This is a genomic window from Thermomonas beijingensis, assembly GCF_020034655.1.
Taxonomy (GTDB): domain Bacteria; phylum Pseudomonadota; class Gammaproteobacteria; order Xanthomonadales; family Xanthomonadaceae; genus Thermomonas; species Thermomonas beijingensis.
The window spans coordinates 1-2,264 of record NZ_JAIQDJ010000029.1; the positions used below are offsets into that span (position 1 = coordinate 1).

A 2,264-nucleotide genomic window follows, 5' to 3' on the forward strand; every position below is an offset into this window, starting at 1 on the left:
ACAACCTAACAGTTCGTTCAAGCCGACGCCGCTTCATGGCATCGTGTTATCTTTCGGCGTCCGGCTGCTGTCGCTTCGGTTGCACCTCGTTGCGGCGCGGCTTAACTCAGGTGTTAGACTTGTGAAGAGCAACAAGCCGCACATTCCTTTCAAAGCCATTGAAACCCGCAACAGCTCATGATCTGGAAAGATGTTTTTGACCTCGCTTCAACGGCAAGAAGCTTTCAAAATTGCAACAAGATCAAGATCAAAATCTACAGCCTGCGTTCGCTTGTAGAGCAAGCGCCAGAGCGGGTTTCGCGCAGCTGATACGGCGCTTGGTTTCGTGGTACAAATTGGCTTTCCGGCCTGTTCGTTTCACGGCTCACCGCAAGAGCGCACAGGTCTAACAATTCGTTCAAGCCGATGCCACTTCACGGCCGCAATTTTTTTCGGTATGTTCGTTCTTGTTTGCGGCCGTGCAGTGGCACGGCTTAACTCAGGTGTTAGACCTCACACCCAACATCAAGGATGCTCATGGCAAAAGAACTTACTTGGCGTGAGGCAATAGACAAAGTGCTCGGCGCTTCCTCAGCTCCGCTGCACTACAACGAAATTACTGCCCGAATCATTGCCAACCAACTGCGAACGAACTTGGGCGCAACGCCAGCCGCAACAGTAAACGCCCAAATTAGCTCATCCATTAAGCGTGATGGCAGCGCCTCCCCATATGTGCGGGTTGCAAAGGGCACATTCATTCTCGCCAAGCCACACGTCGCGACATCATCAACCTCAAAACAGAAACTCACACCGCCAGTTGATGAATCTGAGGACTCGGAAGAGCAATACGATATCGTCAGTTCATTCGGCATGTTCTGGCGTCGGGAGGCGATTCAGTGGAGCGCAAGTCCAAAACTCCTCGGGATGCAGCAACTAGGTGCCACGCCCGTTGATTTCAATAAACAGCTTGGCATCTATCTGCTCTACGACGGCCGCGAGGTCATCTACATTGGCCGCACAACAGATCGCCCACTCGGTCGTCGGCTTTACGAGCATACACTTGACCGGCTCGCAGCTCGTTGGGATCGCTTCTCTTGGTTTGGCCTGCTCCCTGTCAAAGAGTCCGGCCAACTGGCCACGCTTCCCGGCACTTTTGAAGCGACAAAAATCATTTCTGCACTTGAAGCTATCCTGATTGAAGCACTTGAGCCTCGCCAGAACAGGAAACGCGGAGACGATCTTTCTGCGGTTGAGTTCATCCAGAAAGAAGATCCAGAAATCCAAAAGAAGAAAGTCAAAGCCTCGCTGGAGGCAGCAATTGAAAAGCTGTGAGGTCTAACAATTCGTTCAAGCCGAACACGCTTCGTGGCGTCAAATGCCTGCTTGCGCTACGCTAGCAGGCATTCGCCGCCACTGCGCGTGTCGGCTTAACTCAGGCGTTAGGTTTAGCGCGGAATTTTTTTGGGGATATGCGGGCTTTGCATTGAATTGCGCTTGATAGGTTTACTGTTTGGTTCAAGCGTGCCCTTGCGTACTTGGCCCACAGCGCGCAGGGGACCTGCGCACCGTGGTGGCGGTAGCATTCCGTAGCTTGCTTCGCGTGTGCACTGGGTCGTCGGGCGCCTACAACCTAACAGTTCGTTCAAGCCGACGCCGCTTCATGGCATCGTGTTATCTTTCGGTTTCCGGCTGCTGTCGCTTCGGTTGCACCTCGTTGCGGCGCGGCTTAACTCAGGTGTTAGGCCTCACATGCCGCAGCCCAGCAATCCAACCAAGATTCACCACTCTCGGGGCAGCATCCGAGCCGAATATCCCGTCCTCGAAATACGCGAGATTGGCGAACTTGTTGTCGTGGTCTACGACTACATGGCGTTCCCGCGCGGACAACCTGCCCGGAACCTGTTTGCGTACTCGACCACTTCCGGCCAGCTCGCGTGGCGCGCAGACGATATCGGCATGGGCGCCACAGACGCCTATACGAACATCTTGTCGGAGCAGCCTCTAGTCGTCGGCAACTTCGCAGGCTACAACTGCACCATCGACTTGCGCAGTGGCCGGGTGGTCACCAAGGCCTTCACAAAGTGAGGCCTAACAATTCGTCCAAGCCGACGCCGCTTCGCGGCGCGGCTTAACTCAGGTGTTAGGTTTAGCGCGGAATTTTTTGGAGATGTGCGGGCTTTGCATTGAATTGCGCTTGATAGGTTTACTGTTTGGTTCAAGTGTGCCCTTGCGTACTTGGCCCACAGCGCGCAGGGGACCTGCGCACCGTGGTGGCGGTAGCATTC

General features: G+C 54.5%; 3 protein-coding genes. All 3 read left to right on the forward strand.

From position 1 onward, the window contains the following. The coding region (locus K7B09_RS12945; protein WP_223629879.1) for a hypothetical protein at window positions 1-181 on the forward strand (181 nt) is incomplete at its 5' end. 335 nt (window positions 182-516) lie between these two features. Beyond that, a complete protein-coding gene (locus K7B09_RS12950; RefSeq protein ID WP_223629880.1) occupies window positions 517-1,311 on the forward strand; it encodes an HTH domain-containing protein in 795 nt (264 codons plus the stop codon). Between the two features lie 417 nt (window positions 1,312-1,728). Further along, window positions 1,729-2,064 carry a DUF7957 family protein gene (locus tag K7B09_RS12955; RefSeq protein WP_223629881.1) on the forward strand — a complete coding sequence of 112 codons (336 nt, stop codon included), beginning with the start codon at window positions 1,729-1,731 and terminating at the stop codon, window positions 2,062-2,064. Window positions 2,065-2,264 lie beyond the last annotated feature (200 nt).